The organism is Pseudorhodoferax soli (assembly GCF_003337555.1).
GTDB lineage: Bacteria > Pseudomonadota > Gammaproteobacteria > Burkholderiales > Burkholderiaceae_C > Pseudorhodoferax > Pseudorhodoferax soli.
The window spans coordinates 1,223,092-1,246,267 of sequence record NZ_QPJK01000001.1 but is presented as its reverse complement, the minus strand read 5'-3'; the positions used below and the strand labels follow the sequence as shown (position 1 = coordinate 1,246,267).

Genomic DNA, 23,176 nt, shown 5'->3' with positions numbered 1-23,176 from the left:
ATCAAGCCCAGCAATATTGTTTTGTATGCGATACCCTGACGATCAAGGGTTTGTTTGGAAAACAATAGCGCTGACGCGTGACCTTGTCGCATCCCATCTTAAGCAGTTCAACTGTTTTATCGCATTTCCGGTGCTTACGGGTCGCTCTGCACATGTCTTTAGGAACATGACACCTGTTGAGCTTGACTGCTATGGCTCGGGAGATCTGCACAAACAGAAGCTAGCGCGCTTCATCAAGGAAAGGGGCGTCGTTGCTATCGTTTATATGAGTGCGTTGCCAAGTACGCTCGATATGGCGTTTCTCCGGGCCGTTGGGGTCATGACAGTCAATACGGAGAACGACAGTTTTGATCGCTCCAAGACGGATTCGCTTCTGGTGCAGGGCGTAAAATTTCTGGTGCGTACTGTCGCAAAGCGCGGAATACATGACCTCCATATCGCAAATGCGGAGTCTCAGGGGGAATGGCTGCGACGACATGCGAAGATTCCGTCAAGCCACCTAGCTGTCGTACCCAACGGTGTTGATTGCAACTATTACAAGCCATCTCTGCAAAATATCAGCAAAGCTCCGGGCCGCCAGATCATTTGTGTTGGGCAGGCACGCGCGGAGAAGCGTATCGAGTGGGTCATTCGTGCCGCAGCGGCTGTTTTCTTGCAGCCTGAGTTCGCCGACGTTTCGTTTGTTTATGTCGGTGATGGCCCTATGCTGGCTACGTGGGTTGGGCTAGCAAACGATTTGCAACTCAAAGAGAGGTTTGTCTTCGCCGGTCGGAAGTCTGACCTTCTTGAGTATTACCAGTCCGCGTTCCTCATGGTGCACGCTGCTGAACGCGAGAGCTTTGGGTTGGCGGTTGTCGAGGCGATGGCATGCGCACTTCCGGTAGTTGCTTGTCGCGCGGCTGGACCGAGCGAGACAATCTGTGATGGAGAAACCGGGGCGCTTGTCGGCATCGAGGATGAAGAAGGTTTTCGCTTGGCCATCGCAGCATATTTGCGAAATCCCGAAATGGCAAGGCGGCATGGAGACGCGGGCAGACAGCGAGCCAATGAGAGGTTCTCGATTTCTCGGCAGGCGGAAGATATTGCAAAGGTGATTGAAGACAGGCTGCGGCAGAGTCGCTATATGCGGGGGAGGTCTTTCCTTTGAACTACCGTCCTGAAATAGACGGTTTGCGCGCTGTCGCCGTTTTGCCAGTCATACTGTTTCACGCGGGCTTCGATTTTATGGCCGGCGGGTTCGTGGGTGTCGACATTTTCTTTGTCATTAGCGGCTACCTCATCACGAGCATAATCATGACGGAGCTGGCGGAAGGGCGCTTCAATCTGATCGCCTTCTATGAGCGACGTGCACGCCGTATATTGCCAGCCCTTTTTCTTGTCCTTGCGGCATCGGCGCCGCTCGCTTGGTGGCTACTTTCTCCGCGAGATCTAAAAGACTTTTCCCAAGGATTGGTGGCAATCGTCTTTTCGGTGTCCAATGTGCTTTTCTGGCTTAAGAGTGACTATTTTTCGAGGGCGGCGGAGTACAACGCATTGCTCCATACGTGGAGCTTGGGAGTGGAGGAGCAGTTTTATATTTTTTTTCCGTTGATTCTGGCGTTCTTCTGGTCGGTAAGCCGTCGGTCTCTTGTTTATTGTCTTGCAGCAGCGGCATTGGGGAGCCTTTTGTTGGCGCAGTACTGGCTTCTTCGTGATCCGATGGGGGCTTTTTTCTTATTGCCGTTTCGCGCATGGGAGCTTTTGGGCGGGGCGCTTGCCGCACTGACTGCGCATAAATGGCGCGAAGCCTTCTCGTCTCGTTGGGGCCGGGAGGTGCTGACGATGGTCGGAATGTTATTACTACTTGGGGCGGTTACGCTATTTCGACGAACCACGCCGTTTCCGGGGGGGTGGGCGCTAGTGCCCGTGTGCGGGACTCTTCTGATTATTTTATTTGCCGACCGCCACACGCTGGTTGGTTCAGTGTTGTGTGCTAAGCCAGTTGTCTGGGTAGGGCTCGTTAGCTACAGTGCGTATCTTTGGCATGTGCCGATTTTTTCGCTCACCCGCTATGCCGGTACTGGAGAACCACATGTCACTGTGATGCTTTTTCTGTGCTTTGCGACGATTTTGCTGGCTTGGGCAACCTGGCGATTTGTTGAAGTGCCGTTCCGAAGCAAAAGCTTTGTACAGAGTTCTGGCATCTTCAAGTTTGCTGGGGCGGGGTTCGTCCTGTTTTTCGTTTTCGGTTTTGCCGGGCATTTGTCGGGAGGGTTTGAGCGTCTCAAGCTCACTGATGAGCACCGGAAAGTATTGGCAACGGCGGCGTCAAGCCCGATGCGTAAGAAATGCCATGCGGAGGGCGCGGACTTCGGCCCGGTGGGAGATGCATGCAAGTACCACGGGGGCTTGGCTCAGACGGCGGTTTTTGGAGACAGCCACGCTGTTGAGCTAGCGTATGCACTGGCGGACGCGTTGAGAGCGAAGGACTTGGCGATTGCCCATTTCTCATTTAGCGGCTGCGTCCCTGCGCTCGGACGTTCACTGACTGGCGAATTGGTGCACTGCAGCGTCTGGACAAAACAGGCTGTTGACTACATTGCATCTCAGCAGGAGATAACGAATGTGGTTGTGAGTTATCGGATTCACGCCGCACTATTTGGGGATCACGAGGGCATCTATCCTGCGATTCCTGATGCCGTGGGTGAGTCGGAGCGCGCACTCCGGTGGAAGTCGTATGTCGCGGCTCTTCAGGTGTTCCTGGACCACGGGAAGAATGTGGTGCTGGTGTTACAGGCGCCTGAACTTCCCAAGAGAATCGATGAAATGATTATGCGGTCGAGGGAGCCGTTGGCTGTTGTTTCAGGTATCTCTCGTGAATGGTGGGATTTGCGAACCCGCTATGTTCGGGAGCATCTCTCTGATATACCTGCGGCTGTCAAAATAGTTGATCCGACTGCGCTATTTTGCGACGCTCTGAGGTGCGTTGCCGCAGATGACGGACAAGCTTTTTATTTCGACGATGACCATCCATCCGTTGCCGGGGCGCGAGTGATAGCGACGGAAGTAGTGCGGTTTGATTTGCCGGGTTTTTGAAAAGCTCACGAGATTCGAGAATCTTTTGTCAGATATTTGGGGCGATTGAAGAATTTCACGTGCTGCTCGCGAACGATCTTGTGAAGGCTTTGGTAGGCGATTTCAACGTCGTCTCCACATGCCTTGTGATATGCAACTGCGCCTCGTAGATTGGCTGAATAGCCTGATGGGCTATTCGGTGCATCAAACGCAAGGTTTGGGGCGAAGCTTCGAAGTCGAGCAAAGAAGTCGGTTACCGTTAGGTCCTTGGGAAATGCAAGAGGTTTTCCCGATGGCGTGGTTGCGAGTTGAAAGGTTTGTTGTTGGCAATTGACGGCATAGAAACGCCCTTCCGATCGGCCGTTCAGAAGAGGGGCGATTTCCGGGCTCCTCTTTTCTGTAAAGCCGAACACGTCGCCATTTTGAGCTCTCCAGTCGCCATTGGTTTTTTGTTTGCCTTCTGAAATCGATACGCGGGATGTCTTTGCATCGAACGTGAGCTGACATCTAAGGCTGCCGAGTAGCTGGGAAGAACTCTGTATCAGCATGTCGTCAGCGTCTTTGTATGTGCATACGTAAGCCGCCAAGCAAGCCATATCGGCGATCTTGGAAAAGGAAGACCAAAAGCGGCTCAGATGCTCGCGAACATGCTTTGAGTTCGCTGTGGGGAGAATGTCTGCTTGGTGGCAGACAGACCAGGACATGTAGGCAATCTGCCACGGAGCCCCGTTGCCTTTCCCTTGAATGAAGAGCCCGGAGTCGCGATAGCTTGCAGGAACTTTGGACATGTAGTCCCGGAATGCTGCATAGGAGGAATCCATGACGTCGCGCAGATACAAACGTACTGCCGCACCATCAGGCGGGCTGTCTGGAGCCAGCGCTGCCGCCTGCGCTACGTCTCGCGACCGCCAAGCAGCCATGCGCGTGCCCCCAATGCCGTAAAGCAGCACGCCGCTCCCCTTGTGCAGAGTTCCATTCACGCCAACGCGTATGCCACGCTCTCCGCCCCATTTGCCTTCAAGTACCTCGGGGCGAGGAAAGGTCGTCCCCCACACAGTCTCATTGCCTTGGTTGAGTTCCAAGATGTGTGCGAATGCGTGCTCCGTCAACAAATCAAGGTACTGCGGTTCGCCGGTGAACAGATATGGCCAATAGGTGCAACCTGGGCGGTGAGCGGTGTCTTCGCGCCACAGGGATTCATTGGGCGACGGAACAGTCATGCCGCTCATGTAGATGTAGCCGCGCCAACTGGGCTCGATTCGTCCCAGGCCTTCGTACCTGGTCCGGATGTCAACACAGGGCACGGGTTGCAACGTTTCGCGTTTGCGGAAGGTCAGGCGCAGACCGGCCACTGTCAAGCCGTTTACGCGGGCGATACGTTCGTGAGCATCCGATTGGGTAATGAGGTGGCGCACATTCCACTCGGGCAATAGTCCAATGTCGGCGCGTTCGCCTGTAGTTCCCATAGCACGGGTGACAGTACCCCGCCCCATTGGCACGTAGTCGGTGACCTCCCCCTCGGCAATTTCGGCTGAGAGATCGTATGGCGGCACCAGTCCGCTCGCAATGTAGTAGGCGGCATCGAGCGAAGTGCGAAGCCGTTGTTCCGTCTCCGGATTGCCGTTAGCGTGTAACGTATCCCAACGTGCGTCAGGTCCGGCCGTAAAGAATGAGGCGTAGTGCGGCAGTCGGATTGCATCGCCCGGCATTTCTACCGCAACATGCCCGCGCAAGCGGCGTAATACCCGCGTGCCGGTGCGTAGCTCAGCGCTGAACTCACGATGCTGCGCCTTGGGTTGTGCAACGTCGGTCCAAGGCTGGGCGACGCGGCCCAGGTAGCGTAGTCCCAACAATTCGTTCTCCGCTCCATTCAGCGCAGCCACGTAGTGCCAACAGTAAAGTTGGCCGTGGGGGCTACCGGCTTGGTTGCGAAACTCCGAGCCGACCCGCCAGATAGCGCCTGCCGGTCCATTGGCAATCGGAACCACGTCCCGGCGCGCGCGCGCTCCGTCGTTCAGTGATGCACGCCATGTTCCGTCCAGTGCGGTGATGCCGTCCAGCACGACCGACAGGTCGGCCGGCGCGAAGTCCTCCAGCGTGCGGGGGCTCGGCTTAGCGACAGAGCCGCCAGCGCGGACGTCAATCTCCAGCACGCTGCCCGCCGGTATGGAGTGGGGAATCCGCACCATGACTGCGCAAAACTTCATAGAGCCGTCGGGCCAACTGGTGATACCCCAAAGCGTGGCCGGGCACTCCGTACCATCAGCCAGTGTGAAATGTGGGCGCTCGCCTGCGGGCATGTCGCCCTGTCTGAAGGCCTGTCCGAACATGGGTGTCACGAAGTGCGCGCCCTGCCGTCGGTCGGTATGCTTGTTGTGGACCCGCACCACGCACAGACGCTTGCCGATTGGCGTCGCGGCCTTCGTCGAGTCGGAGGCGGCTACGGCGCGGCCGAGCCAGCCTGGCACGAGCAGCCACAGCATCAAACCGCGCCGGCCGCCCGCCGGCCTTGAGGGGGGCGGACGGCGCGACCTTGCAATAGCCAGCAGGAGGCCAATGCCGACGGCCGCGCAGCAAACCAGTGCCAGAACCAGGGAATCGATCACCATTTCACACCTCCAGAAAGGGCAGAGCGCCCGCGGACCGCTGGGAGCGCTCCAGCTGGGAAACACGATGCTTGGTGTGCGGCACGCTGCCGCGGTTCACCCCCGCTAGTTTCAGCCTATCGCTACGCTGCGCAGGAATGCGGCGGTCTCACGCTCGTAGCGGCGGTTGCGAAAGCGCACTGAGCCGATGAAGTGGAAGAACACGGAATCGGCATCTGTCTGATGGGCCGAAGCGTATTTCGGAAACGGCAGCACGCGCGCATCCGCTTGGTTCGCCACCACGAAGTTGGAGGTGACTTGCTCCGTGCCCCAGTCACGCCAGCGGTCACCCAGCTTGCTGCGCATTCTTTCGGAAAAGTCGAGAAGGCAGCCGCGCATGTCTGCACCGGTACGGAACCCGGTGAAACCGGAGCAACCTCGGACATACAGCGTCTCAGGCGGCAGGCCGATGCCGTCCAGCGACGCCTCTGCCAAGGCTTGCACGTGGCCGCTGGTCCAGGTGCGCGCCGTGGCCGCAAACCCTGCCAACGGATCGATGCGTTGTGCCAGCACCTCGCCGATCACGAAAGGGCGATTGGCCAAAATGCTGTCGCAGACTTCCGGCAGCGGCCCGGTGGCCAGTGTGTCGGCGTCCAGTTGTACGGTGAACTGCTGCGTGGCGTACTCGGAGATGGCGAACAAGCGTTCCCAGGTGCCGCCCCGCGGAATGGATTGGTGTGTGAACTCCGCGGCGTCGCGCAGTTCCAGGTGGGGGATGTGCGCAAGCAGTGTGGCCCGATCGGACGCCGTGATGCTGGGGTCGCACACCACGACGGCGCGCTGCCCGGCGGCCTGACGGTGGAACGACTTGAACGCGACAAGGTAAGGGAGGACGTCACGCGTATGGACCATCGACAGCGTTGTCAGCGGTAAGCTGCCAGGCAGCACTGGCGCTGTGCGCAACACGGCCTTGGCCTGCTGCATGTAGAGCGCTTTGTAGTAGGTTCTGGCACAGCGCTCGCGAATGGCTTTGAGTGTCGGCATGCGTATCTTGGTTGATGTGTGCGTGGCGCAGTGTTCAAGGCATCGGCTTGCACGCCAAAGCTGCATCGTAACGGCTCGCCAAGGCTGCCATCAGCGCGCCAGAGACTGCGCAGCGGCTGCCATAGCCAAGTGCAGTCCCATGGGGTTGAGGTGGCCGTCGTATGGGCCAACCGAGAGGGAACGCTGCGACCTGGCCGCGTGCGCTGCATAGAGCGGCTCTAGGTCATGCACGGTCGCGCCCTGTTCGCGCAGGCGCAGGATCAGATGCGCGCGCTCGAGCTCTGCCAGTGGCCGGGGTGCTGCTTGACTCGTGCGGCGGCCGTCGACAAGAAAGACGAGCTGGCGGATCTGCGCCCGCGGTACGGCGGCAAAGAATTGCTGGACGACGGCATCGACCATGGCTTGCGTCTGTGCAAGCTGCTCTGGGTCAGGTGAGGGCGGGGTGGCCTTGCCGGCCGCGGCGTTGGATTCTTCCGGCGGTTTGCGGGTAAACATCGCCTTGACCACCGCCGCTGGCTTGAAACGCAACTGGCTCATGAGGTACTGCGCAAGCGCCGAATGCCGGGCCAGGTCGGTCCAGGCGGAAGAGCTCGGGTGCCGCGCTATCCGCGGCTCGAGCGTCGACGGGTCGAGGCATCGGCTCACGACGTTGCCGCTACCGCACAGCGACTGGCGGGCGTCCGCACCTTCCATCAGCACGACGAAATCACGGATCTGGAAGCGTTCGCTGGCAAAGCGGATGCGCTGTGCGTAGTCGAGCATCGCGGTTCCGGGCGTCCCCATGGCGTAGACCTTGCGGTGCCCCTCGAGCAAGGCTTCCAACTGAGTGGCCGGGCGGTCACGCGGCGCAAGCATGGAGGCCTCGACATAGCTGTCGCCGATCAGTGCGACTGCATGGGGATCGGGAGAAAACTCATGCCCTGCCGCGAAGCCCCAGTTGTTTGCCCGCAGCGTGTGCGGGTTGCGCAGATCCCAGCCCGTGGCCATGGTCCACGTGTGGTATGCCGGATAGGCCAGGATGTCGGGATCGTGGTAGTAGCCCGTCATCGTGGCCGTGGACACGGGCAGCCCGCGCAGCACGATCTCCGCGCAGACTGCGGCGGCGGCAATGCCACCGAGGAACATGAGCGGTGCGCGGCGCATCAGAAATTGAAATAGATAAATGCGCTGGACGAACTGCGCGTGGTGTTCACGACGATGAGGGCCACGGCGCTGGCCAGTGCAGCACCCGCCAAGGGCGCACGCCAGGTCGGCCGCGCTTGCATGCTGACGAGCAGTCGTTCCCCGATCTGGTTGCTGTTGCTCAGGAAAACGGCTGCCGCACCCAGTACCGCGCACCAGCCGATGGCCACCCATGGCTGGAGACCCGCGTTCCACCACAGCAGGCCGGGATCGGTGCCCTGGGGAATCCATCCTGCCATGGACTGCAGCATGCGCGACGCGCCTTGCAGCGTCTCGGCCCGGAACAGTACCCAGGCCGCCACCACGGACAGGAAGGTGAGCAACCACGCCAACAACCGGAACGCCACGCTGGCGTCCAATGCGGCTCGCCATCCGAGCTTCTCGGTCAGCGCGCGGAACGCGTGGTTGAGCATGAGGTAGACGCCATGCATGGCTCCCCACAGCACGAAGGACCAACTGGCCCCGTGCCAGAGGCCGCCCAGCACCATGGTGACACCCAGGTTCAGGTAACGCCGCACACGGCCCTTACGGTTGCCGCCCAACGGAACGTAAAGGTAATCCCGGAGAAAGGTTGAAAGCGAAATGTGCCAGCGGCGCCAAAAGTCGCTGATGTTCAGTGCCTTGTAGGGCGAATCGAAATTGAAGGGCAGTCGGATGTTGAACATCCAAGACAGGCCGATGGCCATATCGGAATAACCAGAGAAGTCGAAGTACAGCTGGAACGTGTACGCGAGGGCGCCGATCCAAGCTTCAACCATGTCCGGGTGCGCACCGGCGTCGACCGGAGCGAAGACTGCATCGGCATAAGGAGCAATGCCGTCCGCCAGCACGATCTTCTTGAATAGGCCAATACAGAAGATCGCTAGGCCAGCAGTACAGTGGGCGGCGTTGAAGCGGTAGACGGCTGGATTGGTGAATTGCGGCATCATCTGCGCGTGGTGCAGCACCGGGCCCGCGATCAGGTGGGGGAAGAAGGTGACGAAGAGGCCATAGTGCACGGGCCGCGCTTCCCGGACCTTGCCTTGCCATGTATCCACTAGGTAGGCGATTTGGGTAAAGGTATAGAACGAGATGCCGATCGGCAGGATGATGCGCGCTACCTGAAAGTCCGCGCCCAGCAGTGCTTCAAGGTTGTCGATGAAGAAGTTGGCGTATTTGAAGTACGCCAGGGTAGCCAGGTTCAGAACGATGCCCACGACCAGCCAGGTGCTCCGCGCAGGCCCTTGGCGGGTCGCGATGCGCTGGCCAGTGAAGAAATTGACGCCGATCGAACCCAGCAACAGCAGCGTGAACTCCGGCATCCAGTAGCCGTAGAAGAACACGGACGCAATGAACAGCCAGAGCGCCGCGAGCGCGGGCGTGTGCCTGCCCAACGCAAAAAAGCCGATCAGAACGATCGGCAGGTACAGGAAACTGAACGTCGCGGTGGTGAATAGCATGGCAGGCCAGGCAGCACGCGGAGTACTGCCTGCTGATTGTCGCGATGCCCTTCAGCGCCCGATCGGCAGATACGTGAGCCCGGCCGCGCGCACGAACTTGGGGTCGTACAGGTTGCGCCCGTCGAAGATCACCGGAGCCCTGAGCTTGGCCTTGATGACGTCGAAGTCGGGGCTGCGGAATTCCTTCCACTCCGTCACGATCACCAGCGCATCGGCGCCCTCCAGGCAGGCCGCGGGGCTGTCGCCATAGCGCAGGCCATCCTTGTCGCCAAAGATGCGCTTGGCCTCGTGGATGGCCACCGGGTCGTAAGCCGTCACGGTGGCGCCGGCGGCCAGCAGATCGGCGATCAGCGTGCGGCTGGGGGCATCGCGCATGTCGTCGGTGTTGGGCTTGAAGGCCAGGCCCCAGACCCCGAAGTGCTTGCCGCTCAGGTCGCCGAAGTACGTCTTGATCTTGCCGGTCAGCACGTGCTTCTGCAGGTCGTTGGCCTCCTCCACGGCGCTGAGCACCTTGAGGTCGATGCCCGCCTTGTCCGCGGCGGTCTTGATCAGCGCCTTGACGTCCTTGGGGAAACAGGAGCCGCCATAGCCACACCCCGGATACAGGAAGTGGTAGCCGATGCGCGGGTCCGAACCGATGCCCTGGCGCACCATCTCGATGTCGGCACCCAGCTTCTCTGCCAGGTTCGCCAACTCGTTCATGAAGCTGATGCGCGTGGCCAGCATGGCGTTGGCGGCGTACTTGGTCAGCTCGGCGCTCTTCACGTCGGTGACGATCAGGCGCTCGTGGTTGCGCTGGAACGGGGCGTACAAGGCCTTCATGAGCAGGATGGCCTGCTCGTCCTCGGCGCCCACGACGATGCGGTCCGGCCGCATGAAGTCCTCGACCGCCGCGCCTTCCTTGAGGAACTCGGGGTTGGAGACCACGCTGAAGGGCACCTGGGCACCGCGCTTTTGCAGTTCCTCCTGCACGGTGGCGCGCACCAGGTCGGCCGTGCCCACCGGCACGGTGCTCTTGTCGACGACGATCTTGTAGTCTGTCATCAGCCGTCCGATGTTGCGTGCGGCAGCCAGCACGTACTTCATGTCGGCCGAGCCATCCTCATCGGGCGGCGTGCCGACGGCGATGAACTGGATGGTGCCGTGGTCCACGGCCTTCTCGATGCTGGTGGTGAAGTGCAGGCGGCCGGCCGCCACATTGCGGCGCACCATCTCTTGCAGGCCCGGCTCGTAGATTGGAATGCCGCCTTCTTCCAGGATGCGGATTTTCTCCGGGTCCACGTCCAGGCAGAGCACGTCGTTGCCGACTTCGGCCAGGCAGGTTCCACTCACGAGGCCGACATAGCCAGTTCCAACGACGGTGATTTTCATGGTGTGCAGAGATTGGGCGAGGACAATGCCGCCCCCATGGCGGCAAAGTCGCGATCTTAACGAGCAGACGCTGCAATGTTGCGGCGCAGCAACCACTCTTTCCATTCCGGGCCCAATTTGTCCGCAAAGTTTGATGCAGTTCCTGCTGCGGCCGCGGACCGGCGTGGCGATGTGCGGTGGATGGCCCGGCGCGGGGCGAATGCCCTGGCGGCGCTGGCCTGTGGTGCGCTGGCCCTGTGGCTGGCCGGTCGGCATCCGCTGGCGCCGGTCCTGGCGTGCGCCTTGTGCCTGCTCTGGCTCGGCGCGGCCTGGCAGTGGCCGCGGCTGTGGCTCGTCGTCGTGCCCGCAGGCATGCCGTGGCTGAGCCTGGCCCCCTGGACGGGTTGGATCGCCGCCGACGAGACCGATCTGCTGATCCTCGCGGCGCTCGCCGCCGGCCACGCACGCCTGGCCATGCAGGGTCCGCCGGCGTCAGCGCCAGCCCGCTGGCCCTGGCACGATGCGCTCCTGCTCGCGCTCGGCTTGTCGCTGCTGGCCGGGCTGTGGGTGGCGTGGGCCGATCTGCAGCGGTTGCCGCCGCACGCGTCCGGCCCCTACACATCCTTTGAGAACAGCCTGCGCGTCGGCAAGTCGCTGGCCTATGCATTGCTGGCCGTGCCTTTGCTGCGCGATGCCTTGCAGCGCTCGGCCGTGTCGGTACAGCGCGGGCTGGCCACCGGCCTGGTCTGCGGGCTGGGCGCGTTCGCGCTGGGGGTGCTCTGGGAACGTGCGGCGCTGCCGGGCCTGCTCAATTTCGCCTCGGATTACCGGACCGCGGGCCTGTTCTGGGAGATGCACGTGGGCGGCGCCGCCATCGACGGCTACCTGGCACTGGCGGTCCCGTTCGCGGTCTGGGCCGTGGTCTCCGCGCGGCGCCCCCTGGCGTGGGCCGCCGCTGCGTTGCTGGCGCTGGTGCTGGCCTATGTCTGCCTGACCACGTTTGCGCGCGGCGTCTACGGTGCGGTCGCTGGCGGCCTGGCAGTCGTGGGCCTGCTGTTGCACAGGCAGCCGCGCGGCGCTCTGGCCGATGCGGGGCCGCCATGGCGCCGGCGTGCCAATGCCCTGCTGCGGGTTCTTCTGGTCGCCCAGGTGTTGCTGATGGCGCTGGCCAGCAGTTTCCTGTTCGACCGCCTGGGCGATACCAAGGAGGATTTCGGCAGCCGCTTGTCGCACTGGATGCGGGGGGTGTCGGTTCTGCAGACGCCGTCTGCCTGGTTGGCCGGAATCGGCCTGGGCCGCTTGCCAGAGCACTACGCCGACATCGACCGAGCGGGCGAGTTCCCCGGCGCTGCCGTGGCACTGGCCGACCCGGAGCGTCCGGGCGGACAGTTCCTGCGCCTGTACGGCCCGCCAACACGCCAGCAACTTGCCGGCCGCTATGCGCTCACGCAGCAGGTCACGCTGGTGCCCGGCGCGCGCTACCGCGTCGGGTTGGACGTGCGGGTGGCGCAGCCGACGCGGCTGCGCATCCTGGTGTGCGTGCGGCACCTGATCTACGAAGGCGACTGCCAGACCCGCCATCTGACCGTGCGCAGTGGTGCCAGCGGCGCCTGGCAGCATGTGGAATTGGGCTTGGTCGGGCCGCCGTTCGAGGCCGGCGCAGCCTGGGCGCTGCGGCGCGTGAGCCTGGAGCTGGCAGTGACACGGCCGGGCGGCGCGGTGGATGTGGACAACCTGTCCCTCGTGGCCGGTGCGCAGCCGGTCGCGCTGCGCAACGCCGGCTTCGAACAAGGGCTGGCGCAGTGGTTCCCGGCGGTCGACGGCTACTTCCTGCCGTGGCACATCGACAACCTCTACCTGGAGTGGCTGATCGAACGTGGTGCCCTGGCCTTGCTGGTGTTCGCCGCGCTCGTGGCCTGGGCACTGTGGCGGCTGTCGTTCGGCGCGGCGCGTGGCCAGCCGCTGGCGCCCTACCTAGCGGCGGGGCTGGCAGGGGCCTGCGCGCTGGGCCTGGTGAGCAGCATCATGGACATGCCGCGGGTGGCATTCCTGTTCCTGCTGCTGCTGTTCGTCTCCCTGCATCTGCCGCCGGCGGCTGCGGCGACCGGCCCGCCTGCCCACGTATAGTGGCGGCCCAGCCCGCTGGCCGCGCCCTGCACAGGGCCGCGGCGATGGCTGCGCAGCTGCACTGTCCGTGAGGTATTCCGTGCCCTTTGACGACGACACCGCCCGCCGCCTGCACGCGCCCGCCTTCCAGGCCTACGCGGCCGGCGCACCGTTGATCGATGCGATGCCTGCGCGCCGCAGTGCGGCCATGCGCCGGCGCGTGCTGGTGTTTTTCAGCGTGTTCCTGCTGTCGGCCATCGCCGGCCTGGCCTACACCTACATGCGGCCGGCGGTCTACCTGGCCAATGCGCGCGTGCAGTTGACACCTTCGGCGCTGGGCGCGTCGATCGCGGCTTCGGCTCCGCGCGACGCGTCGCAGGATTTCCTGACCGAACTGCAGAACCTGGGCAGCCGGCCGGTCCTTGAGAAGGTGGCCCAGCGCCTGGCCGGGGGCCAGCTGCAGGGCGCCGCACTGGACGAGCGCGTGCAGCAATTGCAGGACATGCTGAGCCTGCGCGCCGTGGACGGCACGAACATCGTGCGCATCGAAGCGCGCGGGCCCGACCGGCAGGGCGTCGCGCGTCTGGTCAACACCCTGGTCGAGGTCTACCGCGACGAGCAGGCCGCCCAGGGCGACAGCGCGGTCCAGCAGCAACTGGCGCAGGCCCGCGAGACAGCGCGCGAGATGGACGAGCGCGTGCGGGCGCGCCAGCGCGAGGTGGAAACGTTCCGCGTCAATTCGGCCATCGTGTCGGCCGAACGCAGCGAGAACCAGACGCTGGCGCGGCTCAAGGGCCTGGGCGATGCCGTCGCCAAGAACGACGAGCGCGCCGCGGCGGCCGAAGGCCGTGTGCGTGCGCTGGAAGAGGCGGTGGCCCAGGGGCGGCGCGCGCCCTCGGCTAAGGACAACCCCACCGTCGCCACCATCGAGGCGCGGCTGTCCCAACTGCGCGAGGACTACAAGGCGATGGAGCGCCAGTTCACGCCGCAGTACCTGGACATGGACCCCAGCGCCCGGTCTGCCCGCAACCGCATTGCCGACCTGCAGCAGCAGCTCGAGGGCGAGCGGCGCAAGGGCGTGCAGAGCGCGTTGGCCGAGGCGCGGGAGGAACTGGCCGGCGCCAAGGCCACGGCGCAGCGCCTGCAGCAGCAGTTCGGTGAAGACCGGCAGAAGGCGCAGAGCTTCACACGCCGCTTTTCCGAGTTCGAGGCCATGAAGGACGACCTCAAAGGCCTGGAGCAGGTGCGCCAGGGCGCGCGCCAGCGCCTGCTGGCACTGGAGGCCACGGCCCGGGAGCGCAAGCCGCGCCTGCTGGTCGTGGAGCCGGCCGCAGTGCCAGAGACGGCCTGGCGTCCGCTCTACACGCGCGATGCCGCGATCTCGGTGGGCACTGCATTGCTGCTGGGCTTCCTCGCCGTGTGGTTCGTCGAGTTCTTCAACCGCACCGAGCCCGTGGCGCCAGGGCCGTCCACGGTCATCGTGCCGCAACCCTGGATGCAGACCCATCCCGTCGGGCCCGCGCTCGGCGCAGCGCCGGCGATGCCGGCCGTGGAGCACCAGCAGAGCGTGCCGCCCCGTGCCATGGCCACCCCGCTGCTGGCACAGGCCCTGCCGCGCGAACTGGAGCAGTACGAGGTCGGGCAACTGCTGGCCGCCACGGCGCCCGAGCACCTTCCCTTGCTGGCGTGCCTGCTCTGCGGGCTGTCGGCCGAGGAGGCGGGCGCCTTGCGCGTGGGCGACCTGGACGCCGCCGCGGGCCGGCTGGCGGTGCCAGGCGATGTACCCCGGGTCCTGGCCCTGTCGGCGCCACTGCAGGCCCTGCTGGTCGCCAGTGCGGGCGCCGGTGCGGCACCGCAACAGCCCTTGCTGTCCGCATCCGGCCAGGCGCTGGCGGCGGCGGATGTCGCGAGCATCGTGACATCCAGCGCTTTCGACGCGGGCCTGGAGCAGCCCCAGTCGGTGACGCCCGAAAGCTTGCGCCACACCTATGTGGCCTTCCTGGTGCGCCAGGGCCTGCGGTTCGGCGACCTCGGCCGCCTGGTCGGCCGGCTGTCGTCCGAGCAACTCAATGCCCTGGGGCCATTGGCGCCGCCCGGTGAACGCCGGCCGCTGGCCGAGATCGAACCCTTGATGCCGGCCGTGGCGGCGCTGGGCTGAAATCAGCGTGCGGTGCGCAGGGCGGCCGTCCGGCTGGCCAAGTCCTGCCAAGCCGGCTTGTCCGGTGCATACCGCTGCCGCAGGTAGCCCGAAAGCAGGGCGATCTGTGCGTCCGACAGGTTGTCGGCGAACCCCGGCATGAAGCCGACCTGCGGCCCCGCCGCTTCGCGCACGCCTTCCAGCATCACGCGCAGCAGGTTGTCGGGTCGGTCGCTGTGCAGCTTGGTCGACAGCGCGAACGGCAGGTTCAGGCCCAGCAGCCGGGGGCCATCACCGTCGTGGTGGCAGGCGCCGCAGGCGTTCTCGAACAGGCGTTGCGCCGGGCCGGGCAGCATGTCCGTTCGCGTGGCGACGGGGCGCACCGGCGCGTCCGGCGCCTGGAACGAGGCCAGGTAGAGCGCCATCGCGCGGATGTCAGCATCGGGCAGCGCAGCCAGTTCCTGCACCACGGGCGCCATCGGCCCCGTGGCCGCGCCGTGTTCGCGGCTGTGGCCATGGCGCAGGTAGGCGTAGAGGCTGTCTGCGGTCCAGGGCACAGGGGCCTTGGACAGGGCGGTCAGCGCCGGTGCTTCCCAGCCGTCGATGAGCGCCCCTGACAGGAAGGCCGTGCCGCTGCGCTCCGCGCCCAGCGCGTCGCGCGGCGTGTGGCAGGCGCCGCAATGGCCGACACCGTTGACAAGGTAGGCGCCGCGGTTCCATTGCGGCGTCTGGGCGATGTCGGGTTTCCAGGCGCCTGCCTCCAGGTTCAGCGCGTTCCAGCCGGCCAGCAGCGGGCGCAGGCCGAACGGGAAGGGCAGTTGCGTGGCGGGCGGCTGGTGCGCCACGGCCGGCTGCGCCATCAGGTAGGCGTACAAGGCCGTCAAGTCGTCGTCCGTCATCTTCGTGAAGGCGGTGTACGGGAAGGCCGGGTACAGGTGGCGACCGTCGCGCGAGATGCCTTCGCGCATGGCGCGCTGGAAGGCGGCCAGCGACCAGGCGCCGATGCCGGTGGTCGGGTCGGGTGTGAGGTTGGTGGTGTAGACCGTGCCGAAGGGCGTGTCCATGGCGCGGCCGCCCGTGTTGGGCTGGCCGCTCGGCGCGGTGTGGCAGACCACGCAGTCCCCGGCGGCCGCGAGCAGGCGGCCGCGTTCGATGGTGGCGGCGCTGTAGGTGTCCAGGGCAGGGCGGGCGACCGGCGCGATGGCGCTGCGCCAGCCGGCCAGCCCGGCGACGGTGGCGGCGCCACCCACGACCAAGGCCAACGCCACAGCCCACAGCGGCTTGCGGCGCGGGAGGCGGGCGTCGGCTGGCAGGCCGGTTGCAGGGGCGGGCACCACCGCTTCAGCCTCGGGCCTGGGTTCGGGTGGTGGCGGCGGCAACTGGCCTTGGTGCAGCGCCGCCCGCACGACCTCGGGCGTGAACGGCGGTGCGCGCAGGCGCACGCCGGTCGCGTCGAAGATGGCATTGGCAATCGCCGCCGTGCCCGGCACCGAGGCCGATTCGCCGGCGCCCAGTGGTGCCTCGCCGGGCCGTGGCATCAGCATCACCTCGACCACCGGCACCTCGCGGAAGGACAGCAGCGGGTAGCTGCCCCATTCGCGGTTCAGCGTGACGCCGGTGGCGGGTTCGACCTCTACGCGCTCCTTGAGCGCCCGGCTGGTGGTTTGCAGCACGTTGCCGTGCACCTGGTGCTGCACGCCGGCCGGGTTGACCATGAGGCCGGCATCCTGGCCCACCACGACGCGGCGCACATGCACCTCGCCCGTGCGCTGGTTGACTTCGACGTCCGCCACCCAGGCGGCCCAGGCGGCGCCAAAGCCAGGGAACTTGCTGTGGATGTAGCGCGCGTAGGCGAAGCCCTGGCCCTTGAGGATGTCGCCATCCGCGGCTTGCGACTGCGGCGCCGTGTGCGGCTTCCAGCCCGCCTTGGCGGCCGTGGCACGCACGAGCTCGGCCGCGCGCGCATCGGGCAGGTGGCGCAGCCGGTAGTCCACCGGGTCGATGCCTGCGGCGCTGGCCAGCTCGTCGATGTAGGACTCGTGCGCGAAGGAGTTGGGCAGGGCCGACACACCGCGCAGCCAGGACGCGCGCAGCAGGGGCGCCATGTCGTTGGCGGCCACGCGCAGATGGGCGTAGGCGTAGGGCGGCACGGCCGTGCGGTCGCCCATCTCGAAGGCCTTGGCCACGGGCTCGACCGTGCGCGTGAGCAGCAGTGCCAGCGTGGGCGCCCCGTTGCTCGGGTAGGAGGTCTGGAAGTCGTAGGCGGCCGGCGTGCCGTCGGCGTTGAGGCCGCCGTCGACCTGCATGAGCTGTGCCGCGCCCTTGGGCTCCCAGGCCGTCTCCTGCGCGCGTGTGAGCTGCACGCGCACAGGCCGGCCGACCGCGCGCGACAGCAGCAACGCATCTGCCGCCACATCGTCGGCGCCGTTGCGGCCGTAGCAGCCGGCTGCCTCCATGCGCACCAGGTCGATGCGCGCATCGGCCACGCCGGCCAGCAGGGCCAGGTCGGCGCGCAGCACGTGAGGGTTCTGCGTGCCGGCCCAGACCGTGGCCACCGTGGCGGCCGCCTCGCCGTGCCAGTGCGCGAGCGCGCAGGACGGACCGATGGACGCGTGCAGCTGGTAGGGCCAGACGTAGGTGCGCGGCATGTGGGCGGCGGCGCCCGCGATGGCCTGGTCCACCTGGCCTTCTTCGAGCAGCAAGCGGCGCGTGGACGGATGGGCGCGCAGCGCCTGCTCGGTCTGGTCCACGCCGGGCATGCCGGGCCAGGGCTTCCAGCGCACGGCGAGCGCCGCCATGGCCGCCTCGGCCATTTCCTCGCGTTCGGCGACGACGCCGACGAAGTCGCGCTGCACCACGACCGCCACCACGCCAGGGATGTGCGCGATCGAGCCTTCGTCCACACCCTCCAGCGTGTTGCCGACGAACTCGCCCGCGTCCAGTCCGGCATAGGGCGGACGCACGACGCGGCCGTGCAGCATGCCGGGCACGCGCATGTCGTGCACGAACGCGACTTCGCCATGCACCTTGGCCGGGATGTCCACGCGCGGCACGGACTGGCCGACGAGGCGGTAGTCCTCCACCGGCTTGGTGGACGCCTGGAGGTCGAGCTGCAATTCGACGTGCCGGCCCGCGAGCGCCGCAGCACCGCCATGCGCCTGCAGCCAGGCCCGGGCCTGGGCCGCGGCCAAGCGCAGCGGCACCGCGTGGATCTGGATCGAGGCGCTCGCGATGGTTGCGCCCTGGTTGGGCACGCTGGCGGTGTTGCCCATCTGCATGTGCACCTGCGCGGGCGCCAGGTCGAGCTCTTCGGCAACGATCTGTGTGAGGGCTGTGCGCAGGCCCGTGCCCAGGTCCACATGGCCAACGAAGCCGGTTGCGCTGCCGTCGTCCCAGCAGGCCAGCAGCACCTCGGGGCCTTCGGCCGGGTTGCCGGCCACGGCCGGCGGCTGGCCGGGGGAGGGGGCTGGCGGAGGCGGCACCTCGCGCAGCACCAGCAGCACACCGTCGGCCGCGCGCACGGCCGCGCGCGACAGGCCGGCCTCTTCGGCACGCATCAAGGGCGGTCCTCCGCGCAGAGCCGTGCCGCGCGCTGCACGGCGTCCAGGATCTCCAGGTGCGTGCCGCAGCGGCACAGGTTGTGCGAGAGCTCGGCGCGCACCTGCTTGGGCGTGGGGTCCGGCACGCGCGCCAGCAGCGCCACAGTGGCCATGACCATGCCGTTCAGGCAGTAGCCGCATTGCGCGGCCTGCGCATCGATGAAGGCCTGCTGCACCGGGTGCGGTGCCGCGCGCGTGCCCAGGCCTTCCAGCGTGGTGATGTGGCGGCCAGCCACGCCGTGCGCAGGCACCACGCAGCTGCGCGCGGCCACGCCATCGACCAGCACCGTGCAGCTGCCGCACTGGCCCAGGCCGCAGCCGTACTTGGGGCCGTTCAGGCCGCAGTCGTTGCGCAGCAGGTGCAGCAGCGAAGTCTCGCGCGGCGTGTCGAACTGCCGCGCGCTGCCGTTGATCTGCAGCGCGAAAGTCATGACGCCCCCACGCTCCCCGCTGCGCGAGGTTCGCTGCCCGCCGAGGGGGCGCGAGCTTGCTTGGGGCGGCCGGGCGCTGCGCTCACGCGCCTTCCACGTCGGCCGACTGGATGCGCTTGACGCCCTTGGCCGCCATCTGCTTCCAGGCCGCGGCCAGCGAGCCGTTGAGGTCGATGGCGCGCGTGGCGTCTTCGACCACATAGGCCTCGAAGCCCGCGGCGCGCGCGTCCAGCGCCGTCCAGGCCACGCAGAAGTCGGTCGCCAGGCCCGTGATGTAGACGGTCTTGATGCCGCGCGCCTTCAGGTAGCCGGCCAGTCCGGTGACGGTCTTGCGGTCGGCTTCCTGGAAGGCGGAGTAGCTGTCCACGCCCTTGTTGAAGCCCTTGCGGATGATCAGCTGCGTGGTGGGCAGCTTGAGGTCCTTGTGCAGCGCGGCGTCGTCCGTGCCCTGCACGCAGTGGTCTGGCCACAGCACCTGGTCGCCGTAGTTGAGCTTGACGCTGTCGAAGGGCTTCTTGCCGCCGTGTGCGCTCGCGAACGAGGCATGGCCCTGGGTGTGCCAGTCCTGCGTGACGACGATGTTCTGGAACGCCAGCGAGAGCTTGTTGATGACGGGCACGACCTCGGCCCCGCCCTTGACGGGCAGCGTACCGCCATCGATGAAGCAGTTCTGCACGTCCACGACGATCAGCGCGGCGTTGGCGCCGGGCTTGCGTTTTGCGGCCGCGAACAGCGGTGGTGCCAGGGCCACCAGGCCCAGGGCCGCGGCGGAGTGGAGAAGCGTTCGGCGTTGCAGGCTCATGGCAGGCTCCCGTGGTTGAACGAAATCAGACGCTGAGGTAGGCGCGGCGCACCTCTTCGTTGGCGGCCAGTTCGGCCATGCTGCCGTCGAAGCGGATCTGGCCCTTCTCCAGCACGTAGGCGCGGTCGCTCACGAGCTCGGCGAAATGCATGTTCTGCTCCGACAGCAGGATGGACACGCCCCGGCTCTTGAGCTCGAGAATCATGTGCGCCATCTGCTCGACGATGACGGGCGCCACGCCCTCCGAGGGCTCGTCCAGCAGCACCAGGTAGGGGTTGCCCATCAGCGTGCGCGCCACGGTCAGCATCTGCTGCTCGCCGCCGCTCATGCGGCCACCCGGGCGGTTGGGCATCTCGCCGAGATTGGGGAAGAGCTTGAACAACTTCTCGGGCGTCCACAGCGGCGCGTCCGTGCCATCGTCCCAGCGGCGCGCGGGTTGCTTGCCGACTTCCAGGTTCTCCATGACCGTGAGATCGGTGAAGACGCGCCGGTCTTCCGGCACGAAGCCCAGGCCCAGGCGCGATGCGTGGTGCGGCTCGGTGCGCGAGATGTCGTGGTCCAGGAAGCGGATGCTGCCGGCGCGCTTGGCCAGCATGCCCATGATGGCCTTGAGCGTGGTGGACTTGCCGGCGCCGTTGCGGCCCATCAGCGCCACGACCTCGCCGCGGCGCACCGACAGGTCGACGTCGTAGAGGATCTGGGCGGCGCCATACCAGGCGCGCAGGGCCTTGGTCTCGAGGAGGCTCGTCGTCATGCGGGGGCCTTGTCTTTCTCGAAGGTCTTGCCGGTGCCGAAGTAGACCTCCTGCACCTTGGGGTGGTCGCGGATCTCCAGCGGCTTGCCCTGGGCGATCAGCCGGCCGCGGGCCAGCACGATCATGCGGTCGGCATAGGCGAACACCACGTCCATGCTGTGCTCGGTGAACAGCACGGCCATGCCCCGGTCGATCACGAGCTGCTTGGTCAGCGCCATCAGGTCGTTGCGCTCCTTGGGCGCCATGCCGGCGGTGGGCTCGTCCATCAGCAGCAGCTTGGGGTCGTTGGCCATGGCGATGGCCAGTTCCACGCGCTTGACATCGCCGTAGGCCAGTTCGCTGCACGGCCGGTCGGCCTGGGCGCGCATGCCGACCTGTTCCAGCAGCGCCAGCGCGGCCTCGCGCCGGTGGTCGGCGGCGCGGCGCCACATCGAGAACAGCTTGCCGTCGTGCGAGAGCAGCGCCATCTGCACGTTCTCCACCACGGTCAGCGAGGCGAAGGTCTCGGCGATCTGGAAGGTGCGGCCCACGCCCAGGCGCCAGATGTCGCGCGGCTTCATGCCGACGAGTTCGTGGCCGGCCAGCCGGATCGAGCCCTGGTCGGCGCGCAACTGGCCGTTGACCATGTTGAAGGTGGTGGTCTTGCCCGCCCCATTGGGGCCGATCAGCGCCAGCAGCTCGCCGGCGTGGAGCGTGAAGTCGATGCCGTCCACCGCCTTCACACCACCGAAGGATTTGCCCAAGCCCTGGACCTGGAGAAGTGGGGTGCTCATGGCTTGGCCTTGCGGTCGAACAGCTGCTTGGCGAAGCCGGCGATGCCCTGCGGGAACAGCAGCACCAGCAGCAAGATGGTGCCGCCCAGCACCGCGCGCCAGTAGTCGGTATTGCGCGCCACGGTGTCGTGCAGCCAGGTGAAGGTGACGGCGCCCACCACGGGGCCGGCGAGCGTCTGGATGCCGCCCAGCAGCACCATGACCAGACCGTCGATGGACTTTGTCACGTTGAGCGATTCCGGCGAGATGCTGCCCTTGGAGAACGCGAACAGCGCACCGGCCAGGCCGCCCACGGCGCCGGCCACGATGAAGGCCACCCACTGCATGCGCTTGACGTCGATGCCGATGGCGTCGGCCCGCAGCACCGAGTCGCGCCCGGCGCGCAGCGCATAGCCGAAGGGCGAGAACAGCACGCGGCGCAGCCACCAGATGCCCAGCGCGACCAGCGCCAGCGTGAGCCAGTAGTACATCCGCTTGTCGGCGAACAGGGCAGAGGGCCACACGCCGGTCAACCCGTTGCTGCCGCCCGTGAACGTGTCCCACTGGTAGGTGATGGCCCAGGTGATCTGCGCGAAGGCCAGCGTCAGCATGGCCAGGTAGACACCCGACAGCCGCACCGCGAACCAGCCGTAGACGAAGGCGCCGATGGCTGCCACCAGCGGCGCCACCACCAACGCGAGCTCCATCGGCATGCCGACGCTGCGCACCAGCAGCGCCGCCCCGTAGGCACCCAGGCCGAAGTAGGCCGCGTGGCCGAACGAGTGCATGCCGGCCGGCCCCATGATGAAGTGCAGGCTGGTGGCGAACAGCGCGGCGATCAACAGGTCGATCAGCAGCACCGTGGTGTAGGAGGAGGCTTCGGTCAGCAGCGGTACGGCAGCCAGCGCCAGGGCCAGCACCGCAGCGCAGGCCAGGTAGGCGCGGCTGGGCTGGCGCAGCGGGGCTTCGGGCATGCCCACGTAGCGGCTGGGTGCCTGCGGCTTGCCCAGCAGCCCCCAGGGGCGCCAGACCAGCACGGCCGCCATGACGAGGAAGTCGACCATCAACGTGAGCTTGGAGAACGAGACGCTGATGCCGAACACATCCACCACGCCCAGCCAGATGCAGATGGCCTTGAGCTCGGCCACCAGCAGCGCCGCCAGGTAGGCGCCCGGCAGCGAGCCCATGCCGCCCACCACCACGATCACGAAGGCCGCGCCGATGGTGTGCAGGTCCAGCTCCAGCGTGGCGGGCTCGCGTGGCAGTTGCAGCGCACCACCCAGGCCGGCCAGCAGCGCACCCAGCGCGAAAACCGCCGTGAACAGCCAGGCCTGGTTCACGCCCAGCGCGCTGACCATCTCGCGGTCTTGGGTGGCGGCGCGCACCAGCGTGCCGAAGCGCGTGCGCGTGAGCAGCAGCCAGACCAGCCCCAGCACCACCGGCCCCACGGCGATCAGGAACAGGTCGTAGGACGGAAACTGCCGCCCCAGGATCTCGACCGCCCCGCGCAGGCCGGGCGCGCGCGGGCCCAGCAGTTCGTCGGGGCCCCAAAGCCAGAGCACGGCGTCCTTGATCACCAGCACCAGCGCGAAGGTGGCCAGCAGCTGGAACAGCTCGGGCGCCTTGTAGATGCGGCGCAGCAGCAGCACCTCGACGATGGCGCCGAGCACGCCCACCGCCACCGCCGCCAGCAGCAGCGCCGGCCAGAAGCCTAGCGCGCCGCCCAGCCGGTCGACCAGCGTGTAGGCGACGTAGATGCCCACCATGAAGAACGAGCCGTGCGCGAAATTGACGATGCGCGTCACGCCGAAGATCAGCGACAGCCCGGCCGCGACCAGGAACAACGAAGACGCCGCGGCGAGCCCGTTGAGGAGTTGGACGATCAGTCCCGAGAAGCTCATGGGGAATTCTCTGGAAGCGGCCACCGCGCGCAGGCGGCGG

Annotated in this window: 15 protein-coding genes; 4 read left to right on the top strand and 11 right to left on the bottom strand. The window is 66.0% G+C overall.

Annotated features, from left to right (window positions below; all coding sequences use genetic code 11):
* Positions 1-25 precede the first annotated feature (25 nt).
* Positions 26-1,147 (top strand): glycosyltransferase, encoded by a 1,122-nt coding sequence (locus DES41_RS05690; protein WP_170168101.1) that lies wholly within the window; start codon positions 26-28, stop codon positions 1,145-1,147.
* On the top strand, positions 1,144-3,075 hold the full coding sequence (locus tag DES41_RS05685; protein ID WP_114466589.1) for an acyltransferase family protein: 1,932 nt from the start codon (positions 1,144-1,146) through the stop codon (positions 3,073-3,075). The genes DES41_RS05690 and DES41_RS05685 overlap by 4 nt, the downstream gene beginning before the upstream one ends.
* Positions 3,076-3,080: 5 nt before the next feature.
* Here the strand turns inward: DES41_RS05685 and DES41_RS37695 are convergent, their stop codons facing one another.
* The 5 genes from DES41_RS37695 to DES41_RS05665 all read right to left on the bottom strand — a co-directional run bounded on the left by DES41_RS37695 (position 3,081) and on the right by DES41_RS05665 (position 10,675).
* Positions 3,081-5,663 (bottom strand): RIFT barrel domain-containing protein, encoded by a 2,583-nt coding sequence (locus DES41_RS37695; RefSeq protein WP_147282799.1) that lies wholly within the window; start codon positions 5,661-5,663, stop codon positions 3,081-3,083.
* A gap of 108 nt (positions 5,664-5,771) precedes the next feature.
* A complete protein-coding gene (locus DES41_RS05680) occupies positions 5,772-6,683 on the bottom strand; it encodes a hypothetical protein (protein WP_114466588.1) in 912 nt (303 codons plus the stop codon).
* A 90-nt stretch (positions 6,684-6,773) separates the two neighbouring features.
* The gene (locus DES41_RS05675) at positions 6,774-7,826 is read right to left on the bottom strand and encodes a hypothetical protein (RefSeq protein ID WP_114466587.1); all 1,053 of its coding nucleotides are present in this window, start codon (positions 7,824-7,826) and stop codon (positions 6,774-6,776) included.
* Positions 7,826-9,304, bottom strand: a complete 1,479-nt coding sequence (locus tag DES41_RS05670; RefSeq protein WP_114466586.1) for an MBOAT family O-acyltransferase — start codon at positions 9,302-9,304, stop codon at positions 7,826-7,828. The genes DES41_RS05675 and DES41_RS05670 overlap by 1 nt, the downstream gene beginning before the upstream one ends.
* Positions 9,305-9,355: 51 nt before the next feature.
* Positions 9,356-10,675 (bottom strand): UDP-glucose dehydrogenase family protein, encoded by a 1,320-nt coding sequence (locus DES41_RS05665; RefSeq protein ID WP_114466585.1) that lies wholly within the window; start codon positions 10,673-10,675, stop codon positions 9,356-9,358.
* 180 nt (positions 10,676-10,855) lie between these two features.
* Here DES41_RS05665 and DES41_RS05660 point away from each other — a divergent pair, with 180 nt between their 5' ends.
* Positions 10,856-12,781 carry a hypothetical protein gene (locus tag DES41_RS05660; protein WP_114466584.1) on the top strand — a complete coding sequence of 642 codons (1,926 nt, stop codon included), beginning with the start codon at positions 10,856-10,858 and terminating at the stop codon, positions 12,779-12,781.
* A 79-nt stretch (positions 12,782-12,860) separates the two neighbouring features.
* Positions 12,861-14,918 carry a GumC family protein gene (locus DES41_RS05655; RefSeq protein ID WP_114466583.1) on the top strand — a complete coding sequence of 686 codons (2,058 nt, stop codon included), beginning with the start codon at positions 12,861-12,863 and terminating at the stop codon, positions 14,916-14,918.
* Between the two features lie 2 nt (positions 14,919-14,920).
* Here the strand turns inward: DES41_RS05655 and DES41_RS05650 are convergent, their stop codons facing one another.
* The 6 genes from DES41_RS05650 to DES41_RS05625 form a co-directional block, all read right to left on the bottom strand.
* Positions 14,921-18,457: a molybdopterin cofactor-binding domain-containing protein gene (locus DES41_RS05650; protein ID WP_425466334.1), complete on the bottom strand. Its 3,537-nt coding sequence runs from the start codon at positions 18,455-18,457 to the stop codon at positions 14,921-14,923.
* Positions 18,454-18,927 carry a (2Fe-2S)-binding protein gene (locus DES41_RS05645; RefSeq protein WP_114466581.1) on the bottom strand — a complete coding sequence of 158 codons (474 nt, stop codon included), beginning with the start codon at positions 18,925-18,927 and terminating at the stop codon, positions 18,454-18,456. The genes DES41_RS05650 and DES41_RS05645 overlap by 4 nt, the downstream gene beginning before the upstream one ends.
* 82 nt (positions 18,928-19,009) lie before the next feature.
* Positions 19,010-19,729: a bifunctional nicotinamidase/pyrazinamidase gene (pncA, locus tag DES41_RS05640; protein ID WP_211332898.1), complete on the bottom strand. Its 720-nt coding sequence runs from the start codon at positions 19,727-19,729 to the stop codon at positions 19,010-19,012.
* Between the two features lie 25 nt (positions 19,730-19,754).
* A complete protein-coding gene (locus tag DES41_RS05635; RefSeq protein ID WP_114466580.1) occupies positions 19,755-20,483 on the bottom strand; it encodes an ABC transporter ATP-binding protein in 729 nt (242 codons plus the stop codon).
* Positions 20,480-21,256: an ABC transporter ATP-binding protein gene (locus DES41_RS05630; RefSeq protein ID WP_114466579.1), complete on the bottom strand. Its 777-nt coding sequence runs from the start codon at positions 21,254-21,256 to the stop codon at positions 20,480-20,482. The genes DES41_RS05635 and DES41_RS05630 overlap by 4 nt, the downstream gene beginning before the upstream one ends.
* Entirely contained in the window at positions 21,253-23,136 is a 1,884-nt protein-coding gene (locus DES41_RS05625) for an ABC transporter permease (RefSeq protein WP_114466578.1), read from the bottom strand. The genes DES41_RS05630 and DES41_RS05625 overlap by 4 nt, the downstream gene beginning before the upstream one ends.
* Between the last annotated feature and the right edge of the window lie 40 nt (positions 23,137-23,176).

Excerpts from the sequence above, each read along its gene's own strand:
- DES41_RS05665 (WP_114466585.1), bottom strand. The coding sequence starts at position 10,675 with ATGAAAATCACCGTCGTTGGAACTGGCTATGTCGGCCTCGTGAGTGGA.
- DES41_RS05635 (WP_114466580.1), bottom strand. The coding sequence starts at position 20,483 with ATGACGACGAGCCTCCTCGAGACCAAGGCCCTGCGCGCCTGGTATGGC.
- DES41_RS05690 (WP_170168101.1), top strand. The coding sequence starts at position 26 with ATGCGATACCCTGACGATCAAGGGTTTGTTTGGAAAACAATAGCGCTG.
- DES41_RS05625 (WP_114466578.1), bottom strand. The coding sequence starts at position 23,136 with ATGAGCTTCTCGGGACTGATCGTCCAACTCCTCAACGGGCTCGCCGCG.
- DES41_RS05675 (WP_114466587.1), bottom strand. The coding sequence starts at position 7,826 with ATGCGCCGCGCACCGCTCATGTTCCTCGGTGGCATTGCCGCCGCCGCA.
- DES41_RS05670 (WP_114466586.1), bottom strand. The coding sequence starts at position 9,304 with ATGCTATTCACCACCGCGACGTTCAGTTTCCTGTACCTGCCGATCGTT.
- DES41_RS05660 (WP_114466584.1), top strand. The coding sequence starts at position 10,856 with ATGGCCCGGCGCGGGGCGAATGCCCTGGCGGCGCTGGCCTGTGGTGCG.
- DES41_RS05630 (WP_114466579.1), bottom strand. The coding sequence starts at position 21,256 with ATGAGCACCCCACTTCTCCAGGTCCAGGGCTTGGGCAAATCCTTCGGT.
- DES41_RS05645 (WP_114466581.1), bottom strand. The coding sequence starts at position 18,927 with ATGACTTTCGCGCTGCAGATCAACGGCAGCGCGCGGCAGTTCGACACG.
- pncA (WP_211332898.1), bottom strand. The coding sequence starts at position 19,729 with ATGAGCCTGCAACGCCGAACGCTTCTCCACTCCGCCGCGGCCCTGGGC.
- DES41_RS37695 (WP_147282799.1), bottom strand. The coding sequence starts at position 5,663 with ATGGTGATCGATTCCCTGGTTCTGGCACTGGTTTGCTGCGCGGCCGTC.
- DES41_RS05680 (WP_114466588.1), bottom strand. The coding sequence starts at position 6,683 with ATGCCGACACTCAAAGCCATTCGCGAGCGCTGTGCCAGAACCTACTAC.